This is a genomic window from Acinetobacter sp. YH12116, assembly GCF_013418895.1.
In the GTDB taxonomy this organism is placed as follows: domain Bacteria; phylum Pseudomonadota; class Gammaproteobacteria; order Pseudomonadales; family Moraxellaceae; genus Acinetobacter; species Acinetobacter indicus.
The window spans coordinates 201,495-218,199 of record NZ_VPBE01000002.1 but is presented as its reverse complement, the minus strand read 5'-3'; the positions used below and the strand labels follow the sequence as shown (position 1 = coordinate 218,199).

At 45.9% G+C, this 16,705-nt stretch carries 15 protein-coding genes; 12 read left to right on the top strand and 3 right to left on the bottom strand.

The genetic code is table 11. From position 1 onward, the window contains the following. Nucleotides 1-13: 13 nt before the first annotated feature. The 3 genes from betB (at nt 14) to FTU54_RS02405 (ending at nt 4,104) form a co-directional block, all read left to right on the top strand. Complete coding sequence (gene betB, locus FTU54_RS02415; RefSeq protein ID WP_180074378.1) at nt 14-1,489, top strand: betaine-aldehyde dehydrogenase; 1,476 nt, start codon at nt 14-16, stop codon at nt 1,487-1,489. Nucleotides 1,490-1,505: 16 nt separating this feature from the next. Beyond that, nucleotides 1,506-3,173 carry a choline dehydrogenase gene (gene betA, locus FTU54_RS02410; RefSeq protein ID WP_160243190.1) on the top strand — a complete coding sequence of 556 codons (1,668 nt, stop codon included), beginning with the start codon at nt 1,506-1,508 and terminating at the stop codon, nt 3,171-3,173. A 157-nt stretch (nt 3,174-3,330) separates the two neighbouring features. Continuing rightward, a complete protein-coding gene (locus tag FTU54_RS02405; protein ID WP_180074375.1) occupies nt 3,331-4,104 on the top strand; it encodes a hypothetical protein in 774 nt (257 codons plus the stop codon). A 23-nt stretch (nt 4,105-4,127) separates the two neighbouring features. Here FTU54_RS02405 and FTU54_RS02400 read toward each other — a convergent pair whose 3' ends face one another. Together FTU54_RS02400 and FTU54_RS02395 are read right to left on the bottom strand one after the other, a co-directional pair. Beyond that, nucleotides 4,128-5,519, bottom strand: coding sequence for an ATP-binding protein (locus FTU54_RS02400; RefSeq protein WP_180074372.1), 1,392 nt, complete (start codon nt 5,517-5,519; stop codon nt 4,128-4,130). Between the two features lie 2 nt (nt 5,520-5,521). After that, the gene (locus FTU54_RS02395) at nt 5,522-6,193 is read right to left on the bottom strand and encodes a response regulator transcription factor (RefSeq protein WP_104470221.1); all 672 of its coding nucleotides are present in this window, start codon (nt 6,191-6,193) and stop codon (nt 5,522-5,524) included. Nucleotides 6,194-6,302: 109 nt separating this feature from the next. Here FTU54_RS02395 and dsbD point away from each other — a divergent pair, with 109 nt between their 5' ends. From dsbD to FTU54_RS02370, 5 genes are all read left to right on the top strand, one after another. After that, nucleotides 6,303-8,285: a protein-disulfide reductase DsbD gene (gene dsbD / locus FTU54_RS02390; RefSeq protein ID WP_180074371.1), complete on the top strand. Its 1,983-nt coding sequence runs from the start codon at nt 6,303-6,305 to the stop codon at nt 8,283-8,285. Continuing rightward, complete coding sequence (locus FTU54_RS02385) at nt 8,282-9,124, top strand: TlpA disulfide reductase family protein (RefSeq protein ID WP_180074369.1); 843 nt, start codon at nt 8,282-8,284, stop codon at nt 9,122-9,124. Before dsbD ends, FTU54_RS02385 begins: the two co-directional genes overlap by 4 nt. Nucleotides 9,125-9,136: 12 nt before the next feature. Continuing rightward, the gene (gene dsbG, locus FTU54_RS02380; protein WP_180074367.1) at nt 9,137-9,877 is read left to right on the top strand and encodes a thiol:disulfide interchange protein DsbG; all 741 of its coding nucleotides are present in this window, start codon (nt 9,137-9,139) and stop codon (nt 9,875-9,877) included. A gap of 272 nt (nt 9,878-10,149) precedes the next feature. Then, nucleotides 10,150-11,073, top strand: a complete 924-nt coding sequence (locus FTU54_RS02375; RefSeq protein ID WP_180074365.1) for an Abi family protein — start codon at nt 10,150-10,152, stop codon at nt 11,071-11,073. Nucleotides 11,074-11,076: 3 nt separating this feature from the next. Next, a complete protein-coding gene (locus FTU54_RS02370; RefSeq protein ID WP_127801575.1) occupies nt 11,077-11,280 on the top strand; it encodes a hypothetical protein in 204 nt (67 codons plus the stop codon). A gap of 153 nt (nt 11,281-11,433) precedes the next feature. Here FTU54_RS02370 and FTU54_RS02365 read toward each other — a convergent pair whose 3' ends face one another. Next, nucleotides 11,434-12,441 carry an OmpA family protein gene (locus FTU54_RS02365; protein ID WP_104470225.1) on the bottom strand — a complete coding sequence of 336 codons (1,008 nt, stop codon included), beginning with the start codon at nt 12,439-12,441 and terminating at the stop codon, nt 11,434-11,436. 661 nt (nt 12,442-13,102) lie between these two features. On the opposite strand from FTU54_RS02365, the gene FTU54_RS02360 reads away from it, so the two are divergent. From FTU54_RS02360 to FTU54_RS02345, 4 genes are all read left to right on the top strand, one after another. After that, nucleotides 13,103-14,089 carry a DUF1852 domain-containing protein gene (locus tag FTU54_RS02360; protein WP_104473240.1) on the top strand — a complete coding sequence of 329 codons (987 nt, stop codon included), beginning with the start codon at nt 13,103-13,105 and terminating at the stop codon, nt 14,087-14,089. Nucleotides 14,090-14,117: 28 nt separating this feature from the next. After that, entirely contained in the window at nt 14,118-15,146 is a 1,029-nt protein-coding gene (locus tag FTU54_RS02355; RefSeq protein ID WP_104473241.1) for a methionine synthase, read from the top strand. A 109-nt stretch (nt 15,147-15,255) separates the two neighbouring features. Further along, a complete protein-coding gene (locus FTU54_RS02350; protein WP_104473242.1) occupies nt 15,256-15,747 on the top strand; it encodes a flavin reductase in 492 nt (163 codons plus the stop codon). 41 nt (nt 15,748-15,788) lie between these two features. Continuing rightward, complete coding sequence (locus FTU54_RS02345) at nt 15,789-16,589, top strand: sulfite exporter TauE/SafE family protein (protein WP_075168281.1); 801 nt, start codon at nt 15,789-15,791, stop codon at nt 16,587-16,589. The last annotated feature ends 116 nt before the right edge of the window (nt 16,590-16,705 follow it).

Here is a 16,705-nt window from a genome sequence, read left to right as displayed (position 1 = left end):
CGAGGAGAACCGATTGATGCAATTCAATACACAACGACCTTATATTCACGGTCAGTTTGTCGATGCTTCATCCTCTGAAACATTCCAAAGTATTAATCCGGCCAATGCTGAGGTGTTGGCCACCATTCAGGCATGTAACCAGGCCGATGTTGATCGGGCAGTACAGTCTGCCAAACAGGGACAAAAAGTCTGGGCAGCCATGACCACCATGCAGCGTTCACGCATTTTAAATCAGGCCGTAGCCATTTTACGGGCACGCAATGATGAGCTGGCAGAAATTGAAAGCCTGGACAGTGGCAAGCCTTTAAGTGAAACCCGGAGCGTCGATATTGTGACCGGGGCAGATGTGCTGGAATATTATGCCAGCATTTTACCAGCGATCGAAGGCCAGCAAATTCCATTAAGAGAGAGTTCTTTTATTTATACCCGCCGTGAACCGCTGGGTGTGGTGGCCGGTATTGGCGCCTGGAATTATCCAATCCAGATTGCGTTATGGAAATCTGCACCGGCCTTGGCCGCAGGCAACGCCATGGTGTTTAAAGCCAGTGAAATTACCCCACTGACCGCGTTAAAACTGGCCGAAATTTATAGTGAAGCCGGAGTACCGGACGGCGTCTTTAATGTGGTGACCGGTGGTGGCGATGTGGGTAGCTATTTAACTGAGCATCCGGAGATTGCCAAAGTATCCTTTACCGGCGGTGTGAGTACCGGTAAAAAAGTAATGGCACAGGCAGCGGCGTCCAGCTTAAAAGAAATCACCATGGAACTCGGTGGAAAATCACCGTTAATTATCTGTGAAGATGCCAATCTGGATCTGGCTGCCGATATCGCCATGATGGCCAATTTCTACAGCTCTGGACAGGTGTGTACCAATGGAACCCGGGTGTTTATTCCTGCTGCTTTAAAAACTGCTTTTGAAGAAAAGATTCTGCAGCGCATTCCTTATGTGCGGATGGGGCAGCCTTTAGACCCGAACACCAATTTCGGACCACTGTCCAGCTTTGCCCATATGGAAAAAGTATTGCATTACATTGAGCTGGGCAAGCAACAGGGCGCCCGTCTGTTAACAGGTGGACAGCGCGCAGCGGCAGCTGAATTTGCGCACGGGGCTTTTGTTGAACCCACGGTATTTACCGACTGTCATGATGAAATGCGCATTGTCCAGGAAGAAATTTTTGGCCCGGTTATGAGCATCTTAAGCTATGACAGCGAAGATGAAGTGATCCGCAGAGCCAATGCCACCACCTATGGTCTGGCTGCCGGTGTGGTCAGTCCAGATTTAAGCCGGGCCCATCGTATTATTCATCAGATTGAAGCGGGGATTTGCTGGCTGAATACCTGGGGCGAATCTCCGGCAGAAATGCCGGTTGGTGGCTATAAACAGTCCGGTGTTGGCCGTGAAAATGGTCTGGTGACCTTACAGCACTATACCCAGACCAAATCGGTTCAGGTGGAACTGAGTCCTTTCCAATCTGTATTTTCAGCTTAAGGGAGGATCATGCTGCATGAACTATGACTATATTATTATTGGTGCAGGTTCTGCCGGGAATGTGCTGGCGGCTCGATTAACCGAAGATCCGGACACGACGGTGTTGCTCCTAGAAGCAGGTGGGCCGGACTACCGGCTGGATTTTCGTACCCAGATGCCTGCCGCGCTGGCTTATCCCTTACAGGGCCGGCGTTATAACTGGGCTTATCTGACCGATCCGGAACCGTATATGAATAACCGCCGTATGGAATGTGGTCGCGGTAAAGGCTTGGGCGGTTCCTCCCTGATTAACGGCATGTGTTATATCCGCGGCAATGCGATGGATCTGGAACAATGGGCCAGTTTGAAAGGACTGGAGCATTGGAGCTATGCCGACTGCCTGCCTTATTATAAAAAGGCCGAAACCCGTGATATTGGCGGCAATGACTATCATGGCGACAGCGGTCCGGTACAGGTCGCCACCCCGAAAGCCGGAAATAACGAGCTGTTTCATGCCATGGTCGATGCTGCGGTGCAGGCCGGCTATCCACGTACCGATGATTTAAATGGCTATCAGCAGGAAGGATTTGGTCCGATGGACCGTACCGTAACCCCGCAGGGACGCCGTTCCAGCACAGCGCGTGGTTATCTGGATATGGCCAGACAGCGCCCGAATTTAACCATTCGCACCCATGCCATGACCCATAAAATTCTATTTCATGGCAAGCAGGCTATAGGCGTCGAATATTTTCAGGGACAAAGTACCGCGCAGCCACTCCAAGTCTTTGCTGAAAAAGAAGTGTTGCTCTGTGGGGGTGCCATTGCTTCCCCGCAAATTCTGCAGCGTTCCGGTGTCGGTAATGCCCAGCATCTAAAAAGCCTGGAGATTCCGGTGGTTCATGATTTACCGGGCGTAGGTGAAAACCTGCAAGATCATCTGGAAATGTATTTGCAGTATCAGTGCAAAAAACCGGTCAGCTTATATCCAGCCTTAAAATGGTATAACCAGCCAAAAATTGGCGCAGAATGGCTGTTTTTAGGTCAGGGTGTGGGTGCCAGTAACCAGTTTGAAGCCGGTGGCTTTATCCGCACCTCCGATGAGTTTGCCTGGCCGAATATCCAGTATCACTTTTTACCGGTCGCCATTAACTACAATGGCAGTAATGCCATTCAGCAGCATGGTTTTCAGGCGCATGTCGGTTCCATGCGCTCTCCATCCCGCGGTCGGGTCAAACTGCGCTCCAAAGATCCGTTTCAGCATCCAAGTATCCTGTTCAATTATATGAGTACCGAACAGGACTGGCGCGAGTTCCGTGATGCCATCCGCATTACCCGGGACATCATGCATCAACCGGCTTTAGATGCCTATCGCGGCGAAGAAATCAGCCCGGGCAAACAGGTACAAAGTGATGCCGAGCTGGACGAATTTATCCGTAACCACGCTGAAACTGCGTTCCATCCATCTTGCAGCTGCAAAATGGGTGAAGATGATATGGCCGTGGTCGATGGCTACGGGCGGGTACATGGACTGCAAAACCTGCGAGTGATTGATGCTTCCATCATGCCGCTGATTATTACCGGCAACCTGAATGCCACCACCATTATGATGGCCGAAAAACTGGCCGATCATATTCGTGCCAAACCGGCGCTGGCCAAATCTACGGCGCCATTTTACCGGGCCAATACGCCAGTCCGGTCAATCTAGCCGCAACAGAACGCTTTGATCTCTTAGATCATTTTGATGTGCATTTTTATACACATCCTTTTTCTTAGTTAAAACCAGATACCCAACCATCCGCACAGCTCACGGTCCGATGGTTGGCTGGGATTTTTTACATTTAATCAGGTTAAATTTTAAAACAATGATTCCATTTACAAGAACGGTGGTCGCCGCCGGGTGTCTGTCATGTATCAGCATGTCCAGCTGGGCCAATGAAGCATCCTCTTCCTCTATTGATGTGTCTGGTCAGCTGACCGCAGTATCTAAATATGTGTCGCGCGGTCTGACCAATGCACCAGAAAATGAAGACCTGGCTTTGCAGGCCTCTTTAACCCTGGGTTATAGAAATTTTTATGCTGCTTATTGGGGCAGTACACTGGGTTATTCATACCGCGATTTACAGCAAGGCCGGCAATACAGCACCGATAAAATGGAACATGATTTTATTGTCGGGCATGTGTCAGATTTTAAAGGCCTGACCTGGGATCTGTGGAATGCGACCTATTATTATCCGGGTGGAGAAAACACCACGTCCAATGAACTGGGCCTGCGTGTCAGTAAAAACCTGAATGAGCAAGCTACACTAACCTTCGGCGTGTCGACCTATTTATATGATGTGGTGTATATGAATCAGGGCGATACCTATGTCAGCCTGAATTATGCCCATCAGCTCAGTGATAAATTAACTGGAAATCTGGCCGTTGCCGGTTCTTATTTTAATGACTCCGGCAAATATGAAGGTCAGGAATTTTTAGATACCCAGACCGATACTGCTTTTCGTTTTGCCTCGGTCGGGCTGGATTATGCAGTTGCGCCGAATGTGAATGTCTTTTCCGACTTCATTCTGGGTGGCTATGACCGCAGTAAAATCAAACAGAAAAATCAGGCGGTTTGGGGCTTAAGATATAGCTTCTAATCTAGTCCCCAAGCATCAACCCTTTAATTGGGCGTAGACGAGGGCTGCTCCGGCCGAATGCGAATGCTTAAACCCTGAGGAAGGTTCAGGCTTAAATCCATCTGGTAGTGATGATGCTGGAGCAGCGCTTTCACCAAAGCCAGCCCTAAACCATGACCCTGTTGCTGGGCAGATTTACGCCAGAAGCGCCGGGTCATCTGGGTCAGTTCAGCGGCAGTCAGCCCCTGACCATCATCTTGTACCAGCAGTTGCTGATTATGCATGGTAATTGCAATTCGGCTTAAGCCTTGGGCATGTAGCAGGGCATTTTCCAGCAGATTTTTCAGAATCGTCTGCAAGCTCAGCGGTGGCAATTGCAGGGTCTGCAGACTTTCCCAATCGACCTGCAAGATAGTGTTTAAATGTGGATAAACCGGACTTAATTCTTCCATCACTTGCCTCAAAACTGGTGCGACTTCGGTGGTTTCCGAATTTGGGGCGGCTTGCGCAGCGTCATGATCGGTCTGGCTGAGTAATAACAACTGTTCCAGCAACTGCTGATAGCGCCAGATACTGTTTTCGGCCTGTTTCAGGTTTTCAATCAGCTTGCTGGCCTGCGCCGGATTCTGTTCAACCATCATCCGGCTGAGTTGTACATGAGTTTTAATTGCGGTTAAAGGGCTACGCAGTTCATGCGCGGCATAGGCGGTAAACAGTTTTTCATTTTCCAGACTATGGTGCAGATTCTGAATCAGCTGATTGGAATTATCGACAAAGGGCTGGACTTCTTTGGGAATTTTGCGCGCATCCAGATGTTGCAGATAATGCGCCGCATCTGACAGCGAATGCTGTTTATCTGCCAGTTGCTGGGCCATATCATCTAAAGGGCGGAATTCTTTACGCAGAATATGAATCACCAGCGCCATACAGATCAATAGCGATAACACCAGCGGAATCAGCACCGATTGCAGAATCTGTTGCAATAAAGAGGCTCTAAGCACCAGCCGTTCTGCGGCCACCACCTGAATATCACCTTTACGCAGCACATAACTGCGCCATTCCACACCATTTTCCTGCCAGGTACTAAAGCCCGGTTGCTGTCCGGTTAGCTGCGCCGGCGCACCGCGGGTGCGAGCCACCACATACGGCCCCAAGGTAATATCCGAGCTAAACACCGACACCTCACAGGCAATCAGGTTTTGCGCATGATACTGTTCGGCCACCTGTTTTAAGGAGTCAGGATTAATTTCCTGGAGCGGCAAATGCTGAATCAGCCGCGCCACCATTTGTGCAGAGGCAAACAGGCGCTGATCCAGCGTATCTTGCAGCCGCTGCTGCAAATCATAATACAGCCAGCAAAACACCAGACTCCACAGGCTAAGAAACACCACCATAAACATGCTAACCAGCCGCCATTTTAAACTGTAGTTCTGCATATTCAGCTCTCGGTTTCCGGCACTTTAAACATATAGCCCACACCACGAATGGTCTGAATCAGCTGCGGCTCTAGTTTCTGGCGTAAATGATAAATATGCACATTCAGCGCGTTGCTCTCGATACTGTCCTGATAGCCATACAGTTTATCGAGCAGCTGTTCATTTTTTAAAATCTGGTTGGGATGGCTCATCAGGGTTTCCAGCAGGCTGTATTCACGCCGTGACAGAGTCACCGGCTGCTGCTGGAACGTCACTTCCTGGGTATCGCGGTTTAACAGCAAATCACCCAGTTGCAACAGGTTGGAAGAAAAACCACGATTACGCCGTGCCAGCGCATGTATACGGGCAATCAGCTCATCCAGTTCAAAGGGTTTGGTCAGGTAGTCATCGGCCCCCAGATTTAAGGCTTCTACACATTGCCGGGTTTGATGCCGGGCGGTTAAAACCAGTACCGGCAGATGAATTTCATCCTGGCGCCACTGCTGCAGCAGTTCCAGACCGTCCTGATCGGGCAGGCCCAAATCCAGCAGGCACAAATCGACCGCACTTTGCCGGATAAAATAATCAGCAGCGCGTGCAGTAGCCACATGCTCGACTGAAATATTTAAATAGTCCAGCGCTGAACAGATACTTTGGGCAATATAAGGATCATCTTCGACCAGAACCACAAACATAGTTACTCTCCACCTGAAATCCTATTTTATAAATAATGAGCTATGTTAATGTTCTCTTAATTTAATCTTTTTAATAATGAATCGGGTTTTCTACAGAAAAATGGACGTCATGATTACGCGTGTAAGTGCTTTGCTTGTGGTTCTTTGTGCATTCTGGCCAGTCTGGTCACAGGCGCAGGAGTTCTTGCCACCCGATCAGGCGTTTCAGTTTCAGGCGCGTTCTATTAGTGATGATCAGGCGGAACTGCGCTGGACCATCGCCGAGGATTATTATTTATATCATGATCAGCTGCAGGTGCGTAGCGATGCCGGTGCGCTAAAATTACAGCTGCCAGTCCCGGAAGATAAGAACGATCCGACCTTTGGCCAGACCAAGGTGCATTATCATCAGGTCAAGACCACCATTACGGTCGCGCCAAACCAGCAATTTAAAATTCAGTGGCAGGGCTGTGCCGAAAGCGGTTTATGTTATCCGGTGCAACGCGCCACCATTCAGACCGATGCGCAAGGCTTGTTGCCCCAGTCAGATGCGCCTTCAAGCGAACGGCGTTTATTAAGTGCCGCCAAACCGGTCGCGCTGGATGCACCGGCTAAAATTGAAGCGGCACCAAGTAAGCCTGAAAAAACAGCGCTGATAACTGCACCAGCTGTAGTAGAAGCAAATGTAATTGAAGATGAAGCGATTGCCGCAGTAGAGAATACAGAGCTGACAAAAATCACTGATGCTGTCGCGGCTTCAGAAATTTCAGTCGTAGCGTCCAATCCGGTGCCGGCCAGTGAAATCGCAGGCGAAACACAAACGACAGCAGCCGCGTCATTACAATCTGAATGGAACAATGACCAGTATTTTTTCAATTTACTCTCGGAACATCATTTATTTTTTAATCTGCTGATTTTTTTAGGTTTTGGTATTTTACTGGCCTTTTTACCTTGTTCTTTGCCACTGATTCCAATTCTATCCGGTATTCTGGTACAACGTCATCGCGGTTATCGTGCTGCGTTGATTGCGCTGGCTTTTGTACTGGGTATGGCCGCAGTGTATGCGGTGATGGGACTGGCGGTTGCACAACTGGGCTATAGTTTCCAGCGCTGGTTCCAAAGCCCGATCTTTATTGGCATTTTTGCGGTGCTATTTATCTTGTTTGCCTTGAACCTGTTTGGGGTGTATCAGCTGTCCTTACCACAAGGTTTATTACAACGACTGGACCGATGGCAGCAAAAACAGCAGGGCGGTACGCTGGTCGGTGCTGCGTTAATGGGGATGATTTCCGCGCTGATTGTAGGTCCGTGTATGAGCGCGCCTTTGGCTGGTGCTTTGCTGTTCGTATCGCAGTTGGATCAGCCGGTACTCGGCGCGACCTATCTGTTTGTACTGGGTCTGGGCCTCGGGATTCCTTTATTTATTGCCGCTGTATTTGGCGCCAAATATTTACCGAAACCGGGTATGTGGATGGACCGGTTGAAATTCAGTTTCGGCTTTTTAATGCTGGCGCTGGCGGTTTATTTCGCCCGCCCATTGCTGCCGACTGTGGCCTATTTCCTGTTGATGGGCATTATTTTCCTGGCACTGGCGATTTACTGCTTCGATTTAATCCGCAGACATCTGCAAGGCAAAATCTCGCGTGTTGGCGTTATTGTACTGGCGCTGGCCATGACCGCTATTAGTATTTGGCATATTCAACATGGCCTTCAGCAGATGGGTGCAGTCCATGCCCAACAAACACTCAGCTGGCAAAAGGTGCATACCCAGCAGGAACTGGTACAGCTGCTACAGCAAAACAGTGGACGCAGTATCGTGATTGATGTCTATGCCGACTGGTGTGTGGCCTGTCAACCGGTAGAAAATGAAGTCCTGCCCCGTACCGATGTACAGGCAGCCTTGCAGGATGTGGTACGGATTAAACTGGATTTAACCGAGTATCATCCATCTCAAGATGAATTACTGCGTGACTGGCAGATTCTTGGTCCACCGACCATGATTTTCCTGGACAGTCAGCAGCAGGAACAGCGTACTTTACGTTTAACTGGTACCTTTAGCGCGACCCAACTTATTCAGCGCTTACAGCAACTTCAGCAGGCAAAAACACCATGATGGTTTCTGCAACGGCGCTGCATATAGGCCCACTGATGTTGCCGTGGCAGATTGTGCTGCTGCTCACCGGATTAGTGCTGGTGTATGGGGCAGGGCGATATTTCAGACACAAACAGCAATGGCCTGAACCTAGCTGGTGCATCTTTAGTGACAGCTTGTGGACATCATTGTGGGTGGGATTAATTGCCGCACGACTGGTTTTTGTGCTGATGCATGCCGATCTTTATCTGGCGACACCACTGGATATAATCAAGATTCAGGACAAAGGCTTTCATTTTTATGGTGGATTGATTGCCGGCATTGGGTGGTTTTTATGGAAAAACCGGGCATTGGCCAATCTGCCTAAAGCGATATTGATCGCGCTATTTGTTGCGATCCAGCTTTGTCTGAATTGGGGTATTCAAACGGTCTTGCCACAGCAGAATCAGTATCCTGATCTGCAATTTCAAAATTTACAGCAGCAACAGGTGCCGCTACAGCACTGGGTTGGCAAACCGACCGTCATCAACCTGTGGGCCAGCTGGTGTCCGCCGTGTCACCGGGAAATGCCGGTTTTACATCAGGCCCAGCAGGATTATCCGGACATTCATTTTGTAATGCTGAATCAGGGCGAAACGACTGACACCGTACAGGATTATCTGCGTCAGCATGGTTTTAATTTCCAGCATGTCCTGTTTGATCCTCAAGGTGACATGGCCACCCAGATGAATATGTATGGCTTGCCAAGCACCTTGTTCTTTAATGCACAAGGACAGCTCGTGCATCGGCATATGGGCGAACTGACCCAGCCGATGCTGCGTCGCTATATCAATGATCTTTCTGCTCCATCTTCAAAATAACAGGAAATTCTCATGAAAATGATTTATCCCGCTGCGTTGTTCCTGCTGCTGTTAAATACGACAGCATTTGCCCAGACTGATCTGAAAAAACAGATTGAGCAGGAAGGCTTTGAATTTATCAAACAGATTGAAGCGCCAGAAAAAATGACCGGATGGGCCGGGCATATGCAGCAAAGTCCGGCAACCGTGTTTATTTCCAATGACCAGAAATATTACATTATTGGCGATTTGCACAATGCCAAGGGTGAGAACCTGACCATCAAAGCGCTTGAAACCCATGTCAAAGACGCCGTGCTGGATGATGTCTGGAAAAGTCTGGAAAACTCCACCTGGATTCAGGACGGACAAAAAGATGCGCCGCGGATTGTATATGTATTTTCAGACCCGAATTGTCCGTATTGCCATACCTTCTGGCAAAAGGCACGTCCGTGGGTGAAGGCGGGGAAGGTACAGCTTAGACATATTCAGGTGGCAGTCATTCGTGATGAGAGTCGCGGGCAAGTGGCAACCATGCTGATGGCTAAAAATCCACAGCAGGTGTTTACCAGTTACAATGCTAACAAAGGGCAAAACAAGTTAAAAATTACCAAGAATATCCCTGCTGATATTGCTGCAAAAATAGATGCCAATCAGGAACTGATGGCTAAATATGGTTTCTTTGCCACTCCGTCGATGGTGTGGAAAAACCAGCAAGGCGAGTTTAAGTCCGCCCAAGGGATGATGGAGGATTTAAGAGAGATTTTTGAGAAGTAAAAGGTTCATGAACAATGGCAGATGTTGTTTAGGTTAGCGCTTGGGGCGTAAAAAATCTTCCCCTTGTGGAATGCTGTTCCTCACCTCTTTAATAAAGAGGGGTTAGGGGAGATTAGATATAAAAAAGACTGTCGCTAAGGGCAGTTTTTGATCATAACTTGCTAATAATGACAATTGTCGCTATTATGTACTTAATACAGCCGCCACGCTTAGTTCTTCTTTTGAAGTCCGCGCAACCTTGGCGGTTTTTTATGCCTCGATTTTAGTGAATTATGTTAAAACCTTATAATAAAAAGCCTTTATCATATGCTGAGCAAGTGCATCATCTACAGTCTAAAGGATTGAGTATTCATAATGTTGCTTGGGCTGAAGGAATATTGGCAAAATATGGTTATTATCGCTTAAGTGCATATTGGTATCCTTACCGAATAAGGTCAGGAAATAATGTCTTAGATCGATTCAAGCTGGGCACTTCGTTTGAAAAAATTGTGCAATTATATGAATTTGATACTGAATTACGATTACAAATATTCGGTGCTATCGAAATTATAGAAACGTTTTTACGAACGAAATTAACGTATTATCTCGGTCATCAATATGGTGCATTTGGTATCTACAATGCACAAAATTTTTATCCCAAATTTAACCATAGAAAATTTTTAGAAACATGCAACAAAGAAGTTGGACGCTCTAAAGATACGTTCATCCAGCATTTTCAACAAAATTATGATGGTTTTCCTCAAATCCCAATCTGGATGCTGACAGAAGTTTTAAGTTTTGGTTCATTGTCATTTTTATATAGTGGTTTAATAAATAATAAGGCAAATAATAAAGAAGATAAGAAAGCTATCGCACAGCATTTTTCTTTGCATCATGAAAAATTAGCTGAATGGTTGCATATATTGACCTATGTGAGAAATATTTGTGCCCATCATGGACGGTTATGGAATAAAGAATTAGCTATTAAATCTAAAGCCGACAAAGATCCAAATTGGCAATCACCGATTACACCGACGAATAAACGTATCTTCTATGTACTCTTAATCTTAAAAACCTTGCTAAGACCGACAGGATTTGATTCAGAGTGGTGCTATCAATTGAATAAACTCTTAAAACCTATTGTGAAAGATGAAAATTGGCGTGTTGCGATGGGTTTTCCTGATAATTGGGAAGAACATCCTATTTGGAGCTTATGAAATATGGTAAAAAAAATACCAGAATTTTTAGAAGGTCGTAGCCCTGATCGTCAAAATCGCATTTTGGAAAATACAAAAATAATCTTAAAAGATTGTGTTATGGATGAGGTTTATTTATTACAACTAGCAGAAAAAGCGAAAAGTGAAGAAACTATCAGGATAACTTTAGCTGACTTAAGAGTTCGAGTTCACAAAAATCGCACTTAAAAGTTTGATAAGCTGAAACCGGGTATCGCTTGGTCTATCAAGTCATTGACGCCAAAATTGTGGTGCTTGTCTTAGACGTTGACCGCCGTGACACCATTTATAAAAAGATGTAAAAAAGACCGCTATATTGCGGTCTTTTTAGTATTTAGACTTTTATAATTTCACCAACTCCACCCGACGGTTTTTCGCCTTACCATCTTCAGTCGTATTATCTGCAACAGGCTGAGTATCCCCAAAACCTTTGGCTGTCAGACGATTTGCATCAATGCCTGCTTTGGTTAGGGCAGCAACTACAGCTTGCGCACGCTGTTCAGACAGTTTTAAATTATGCGCTGCATCGCCTGTATTGTCGGTGTGTCCATAAATGCCAAGCTTTAAATCAGCGTTATCTTTCAGTAAAGCAATAATCTGATCTATTTGTTCTTGTGAGTCTGGCAAAATCTTGGCTTGATCTGTGGCAAAGTTAATTTGCACACTCACTTTATTGTCCTGATCCAGACTTTGTTTCAGTGCACTCGACGTCAGTGCTTTGGCAGTGATATTTAAGGGCTGACTTTCCGCTACCATTAAACCCATATAGTGACCAGATTGCGCCAAATGGAACCAAATATTTTTATCCGCTTGTCGAATCACATACGTTTGCGCAGGGTAATTATAAATATCAGCCAAACCTGAACCATGTTGCACCCGAATGGCATCAGGCAGACTGTTGGCAAGCTCTTTGGGGATTTGACTATTGGCAACTTCTACACCACCAAGCTGTTTAATTACCGCATCAAGATTACGCTGTATTTCTAAATAACTGCCTTCTTTATAATCTGATTTAGCGGTAATACCCGAACTAAACAGTTTTCCTTCAACCCAGTGAAAGTCATGTCCTGTCCAAAACGGCACACGTTCAAAATTTCGTTTTTCATCATTCTGATAGCGATAGCCCTCTGGTAATGCAATATAAGGAAACTCACCAAGCACTGCGGTCGAAATGGGGATGTTATTCAGATTAAAATCTGAGCTGGCTTTGGCAGTTTCATTTGCATCTGATGTGATTTCAGAAGTACTGACTTCAGTTTCAGCCTGATCAGAAGTCGGTTTGGCACAGCCATACATAAGTGCCAGTACACAACTTAAACTTAGCCCCAAGATTATTTTTTGAAAAGTCATCGGATATTTCCTTATTTTACTGATCTCAATATTCTGCTTGTATTTTAAACAGTATAGCTGAGCCGGTTTAAATTTTCATTTTTTATAGAGGCTGAAAGTCGCTAAGTCGCCTCTCAAGGAGATGGGGCTACAGAAGAACACCACATCCATTTTTTCAATATAAAAGATAAATCACTGATCATTTACAAGCTTAACGCCTTGATTTTTCCTCATCTTCAACTGAGCCAAATTCATGTTGATGCTTTTATAGACATTTTTATATAAGCGCCGTTTGACCTAAACAGACCAGATCCAAATATTTAGGCGAGCCAATTTTTTATTCCATCAAGAAGCTCATTTTCTTCAACAAAATGTGAAGATATTTAGCTACAATAAAAATTATAAATAATTGTTTTTATTATAATTTTAAAATTTGTTTTGATTTTAAATCTAGCATTGCTTTGACTTTTTCCTGCTAGAAAAAAAGGACTCGAGTGACAACTAATAGGGCAGTCTATTTTTCTGTTCTCTTTCCTTAAATAACGCTATTAAAACCTCAACATGAATTTTATTCATTATTGACTTAGATTAAATCATTTTTATTCATCTTAGGGTTCACGTATAACTAAAACCAGAAAGACATTCAGATTTTTATTTTTAGATATTTAAAGCGGTGGAACAGATGAGTCAACAGTTTGCATGTTCAATTCAACGTATTCGTTTTGATGAAAACTATCAACCAGCGGACAGTACCCGTTTAACAACCAACTTTGCCAATCTGGCGCGTGGTGAAAGCCGTGAACAGAACCTGCGTAATACGCTGCGCATGATCAATAACCGTTTTAATGCCTTGGCACATTGGGATAATCCGAAGGGTGACCGTTATTCACTGGAAATTGATATTGTATCTGCAGATCTTGATGTCGAAGGCAATGGTAACGCCTTTCCAGCCATTGAAATGCTGAAATCGACGATTGTTGATCATCGTACCAATCAGCGTATTGAAGGCATGATCGGAAACAGTTTTTCATCGTATGTACGTGATTATGATTTTAGCGTGCTTTTATTGTCCCAAGGCTATAAAGCAGGGGAAATACCAGACAACTTTGGTGATTTGCACGGCAAGCTGTATCAGTACGTGGTGAATTCCGAGGCGTTCCAGTCACATTTTAATAAACAGCCGGTGATCTGCCTGAGCGTATCGACCACCAAAACCTATTATCGTACCGCCAATGTTCATCCGGTGCTGGGTGTTGAATATCAGCAAAATGAATACTCAAGAACAGATCATTATTTCGCTAAAATGGGTTTAACCGTTCGCTATTTTAAACCAGAAAATAGTGCTGCACCTTTGGCATTCTATTTTAGCGGTGATTTATTGGCAGATTATACCGATCTTGAATTAATCAGCGCGATTAGCACCATGGAAAGCTTCCAGAAGATTTATCGTCCTGAAATTTACAATGCCAACTCGACTGCAGGTCAGGTCTATCAACCTAGCCTGGAGTACCCGGATTATTCATTGACACAAATTGTCTATGACCGTGTCGAGCGTAGCCAGTTGGCCGTAAAACAGGGCAAATGGACAGAAGAACACTTTATCAAACCGTATCAGCACATCCTGGAACAGTGGGCTGCCAGCTACACCGTAGAAACCAACGCTGCTTAATTCAACGTATAGAGATAGAAGATTAGAGATGAGCATTTTACTCCCAACCTCAACCGCAGGCAGCTTACCGAAACCCTCCTGGCTGGCAGAACCGGAAAAACTCTGGTCGCCGTGGAAACTTGAAGGTGATGCACTGCGTGAAGCCAAACAGGATGCCTTGAGCCTGTCACTGCTTGAACAGTTACTGGCCGGAATTGATATTGTAAGCGATGGTGAACAAACCCGTCAGCATTTTGTCACCACCTTTATTGAACATCTCGAAGGTGTGGATTTTGAAAAACGGGAAACGGTGCGTATCCGTAACCGTTATGATGCCAGCGTACCTTCGGTGATCGGTGAGGTGGCCCGGAAACAGCCGGTGTTTGTAGAAGATGCCAAGTTTTTACGCAGCCAGACCACTCAGCCAATTAAATGGGCTTTGCCGGGTCCAATGACCATGATTGATACCCTGTACGATGGTCATTACAAAAGCCGTGAAAAACTGGCCTGGGAATTTGCCAAAATCCTGAATCAGGAGGCAAGGGAACTCGAAGCGGCTGGGGTTGATATTATTCAGTTTGATGAACCTGCTTTTAACGTGTTCTTTGATGAAGTCAATGACTGGGGCGTGGCCACACTGGAACGCGCACTGGAAGGACTGAAATGCGAAACCGCCGTGCATATCTGTTATGGCTATGGCATTAAAGCCAATACCGACTGGAAAAAAACCTTAGGCTCTGAATGGCGACAATATGAAGCCGTATTCCCGAAATTGCAACAATCCAAAATTGATATTGTATCGCTGGAATGCCAGAACTCGCGCGTACCGATGGACCTGATTGAGCTGATCCGTGGCAAAAAAGTTATGGTTGGCGCTATTGATGTGGCCACCAGCCAGATTGAAACAGCAGAAGAAGTGGCCAATACCTTGCGTAAGGCCTTGCAATTTGTTGATGCCGACAAGCTTTATCCATCGACCAACTGTGGTATGACGCCGTTATCACGTCAGGTGGCGCAAGGCAAACTGCGTGCTTTAAGCGCTGGCGCCGATATTGTGCGTCAAGAATTGAGTGCTTAACGCGCAGGTACATCATGTGGCAGAGCTGATGGGAATGGATGGAAAACATCTGGCCCATCCGCTTAACAACCATTTCAAGCATAACCCAAGAAAATGAAGGAATCCGGTGATGATTGAAGCAGCAGACTTTAGAAATGCCATGTCTTTGCTCAGCAGCGCGGTCAATGTGGTGACCACGGCAGGGGCGTCTGGTGTGCATGGATTTACCGCATCTGCCGTGTGTAGTGTAACCGATACACCACCGACCTTATTGGTTTGCATGAATCAGACCTCACGTTCACACGCCCATTTTATTGAAAATAAAGTCTTGAGCGTGAATGTGCTAGGCGCGCAGCATCAGCAGATCTCCAATGTCTTTGCTTCCAAAATGAAGTCTGAAGAGCGCTTTCAATATGGAACCTGGACCGAACTGGAAACCGGCGCACCGGTGTTAACAGATGCCTTGACCAGTTTTGATTGCGAGATTGAGCAGATTCAGCAGGTGGGTACGCATAGTATTTTTATGTGCCGAGTGGTGGCCATTCAGCACAGTCAGCAAGAACATGGTCTGGTGTATTTTAATCGTGCCTATCATCAGGTTGGTGAGCTGGAACTTGCTTAAGGCACCTTGTTTTTAATTTCAAATTATTCAGTCAGTATTTTGTGGAAATTATCATTTTTTTAATTATCGGGGCATGCGCAGGCTTTGCCGCTGGGCTGTTTGGGGTCGGTGGCGGAACAATCATTGTGCCACTGTTATATATCGTGTTTATGCAGATGGGTTATAGTCCGGATGTGATTATGCATTTGGCTTTAGGTACATCGCTAGCAACTATTGTGGTCACCTCTATCAGTTCATTGATGGCGCACCATAAGAACGAGGCAGTGCTGTGGCCAGTCTTTAGACATCTAGCTCCGCCTATGGCTCTTGGATGCTTTTTCGGTGCAGGGATTGCCGGTTTAATTTCGGGCTTACATTTGCAGATTGTGGTAGGAATCTTTCTGATCTGGGTAGCGTATACCATGTTCACAGGTAGCAAAAAGCCGGTAGAGCAGGGGCAAACCTTACCCTCAACCGGTCAACAAATCGCTGCAGGCTCAGGAATTGGTTTTGCTTCAGCCATCTTTGGGATTGGTGGTGGCAGCTTGACCGTACCGTATCTCAACCGTTATGGCGTGATCATGCAACAAGCGGTGGGCACATCTGCAGCCTGTGGTTTCCCCATTGCAGTTGCCGGTGCTTTAGGCTTTATGATTTTTGGGATGCATGCGCAGGTGAATGTGCCCAATACTATTGGCTTTGTTCATATTTATGCTTTTCTTGGTATTAGCATTATGAGTTTCTTTACTGCCAAACTTGGGGCGAAAACAGCACATGCATTATCGCCACAAATCCTGAAAAAATGTTTCGCCGTGTTATTGGTGATTGTGGGCTGTTTCTTTCTGGTTAAGGGTTTGAGTTAAGCTGAAGGCAATTGGAAGATCACGAATACGCTCATAATAGTGGTTTGATTATAGAGCGTATGCTTCTCAGCAGATTCATGATCTAAATAATTATCTTTAGAAGGAGCTTCCTGTTC

Coding starts and splice junctions, on each gene's coding strand:
- betA (WP_160243190.1), top strand. CDS start 1,506: ATGAACTATGACTATATTATTATTGGTGCAGGTTCTGCCGGGAATGTG.
- FTU54_RS02405 (WP_180074375.1), top strand. CDS start 3,331: ATGATTCCATTTACAAGAACGGTGGTCGCCGCCGGGTGTCTGTCATGT.
- FTU54_RS02400 (WP_180074372.1), bottom strand. CDS start 5,519: ATGCAGAACTACAGTTTAAAATGGCGGCTGGTTAGCATGTTTATGGTG.
- FTU54_RS02395 (WP_104470221.1), bottom strand. CDS start 6,193: ATGTTTGTGGTTCTGGTCGAAGATGATCCTTATATTGCCCAAAGTATC.
- dsbD (WP_180074371.1), top strand. CDS start 6,303: ATGATTACGCGTGTAAGTGCTTTGCTTGTGGTTCTTTGTGCATTCTGG.
- FTU54_RS02385 (WP_180074369.1), top strand. CDS start 8,282: ATGATGGTTTCTGCAACGGCGCTGCATATAGGCCCACTGATGTTGCCG.
- dsbG (WP_180074367.1), top strand. CDS start 9,137: ATGAAAATGATTTATCCCGCTGCGTTGTTCCTGCTGCTGTTAAATACG.
- FTU54_RS02375 (WP_180074365.1), top strand. CDS start 10,150: ATGTTAAAACCTTATAATAAAAAGCCTTTATCATATGCTGAGCAAGTG.
- FTU54_RS02370 (WP_127801575.1), top strand. CDS start 11,077: ATGGTAAAAAAAATACCAGAATTTTTAGAAGGTCGTAGCCCTGATCGT.
- FTU54_RS02365 (WP_104470225.1), bottom strand. CDS start 12,441: ATGACTTTTCAAAAAATAATCTTGGGGCTAAGTTTAAGTTGTGTACTG.
- FTU54_RS02360 (WP_104473240.1), top strand. CDS start 13,103: ATGAGTCAACAGTTTGCATGTTCAATTCAACGTATTCGTTTTGATGAA.
- FTU54_RS02355 (WP_104473241.1), top strand. CDS start 14,118: ATGAGCATTTTACTCCCAACCTCAACCGCAGGCAGCTTACCGAAACCC.
- FTU54_RS02350 (WP_104473242.1), top strand. CDS start 15,256: ATGATTGAAGCAGCAGACTTTAGAAATGCCATGTCTTTGCTCAGCAGC.